Consider the following 1,044-nt stretch of genomic DNA (forward strand, 5'->3'; position numbering starts at 1 on the left):
GCCGTGGCGGTCCGGGCGCGGTTGACGTTCTCCGGGACGGAGACCGTGAGGGTGGAGGTCACGGACGTGACCGGTCGGCCGGTGCTGTCGGTGGCGTCGCTGAGTCTGCGTCCGTTGGCGGTGTCGGCGGTGGGTCGGGTGGAGTCGCTGTTCCGGGTGGACTGGGTGCCGGCCGAGGTGGGCGGTTCGCTCGGTGAGTGGGCGGTGGTGGGGGACTGCGAGGCGGTGGGTGGTCGGCGGTTCGCGGATCTGGGGGCGCTGGCTGCGAGTGGGTTCATGCCCGCCGTGGTGGTGCTGCCGGTGGCCGGCGAGGTGGCCGAGGTGTTGCCGGTGGTACAGCGGTGGTTGGCGGAGCGTCGGTGGGACGGTGCCCGGTTGGTGGTGGTGACGCGCGGCGCGGCGGTGGAGGCGGGCGCGGCCGGGGTGTGGGGTCTGGTGCGGTCGGTGCAGGCGGAGGAGCCGGGGCGGGTGGTGTTGCTGGATCTGGACGGTTCGGTCCGGTCGTTGGAGGCTCTGCCGGGGGCGTTGGCGGCGGGGGAGCCGCAAGCCGCGCTGCGTGACGGGGAGTTTTTCGTGCCGCGCCTCGGCCGGGTCGACCACGGTGAGCTCCTGCCGGTCCCGCTGGAGACACCGTGGCGCGTGGACGCGGTGACCGCAGGGACGCTGGACGGTCTCGGGGTGTTGGCCGTCGAGCCTCGGGCACCGGGTCCGGGCGAGGTGCGGGTGGAGATCCGGGCCGCGGGAGTCAACTTCCGTGACGTGCTGGGCGCGTTGGGGATGTACCCGGGTGAGATCGTGCTGGGCAGCGAGTTCGCAGGCGTCGTGGTGGAAGTCGGCCAGGGCGTGGACCAGTTGACGGTCGGCGACCGGGTGTTCGGGATGGCGCGGGGCACCTTCGGGTCCGAGTGCGTGGTGGATGCGCGGTTGGTGGCGCGGATTCCGTGCGGGTGGTCGTTCGTGCGGGCGGCGTCGGTGCCGGTGGTGTTCCTGACGGCGTTCTACGGGCTGGTGGAGCTCGGCGGGCTGCGGTCGGGTGAGTCGGTG

1 protein-coding gene is annotated in these 1,044 nt (G+C 73.3%); it reads left to right on the top strand.

What is annotated here, in order from left to right; translation table 11 throughout:
- Positions 1–51 precede the first annotated feature (51 nt).
- Positions 52–1,044, top strand: a 993-nt coding sequence (locus tag VM95_RS45390) for a SpnB-like Rossmann fold domain-containing protein (protein WP_157882311.1), incomplete at its 3' end; no start/stop codon positions are given.

This window comes from Streptomyces rubellomurinus (assembly GCF_000961885.1).
In the GTDB taxonomy this organism is placed as follows: Bacteria; Actinomycetota; Actinomycetes; order Streptomycetales; family Streptomycetaceae; genus Kitasatospora; species Kitasatospora rubellomurina.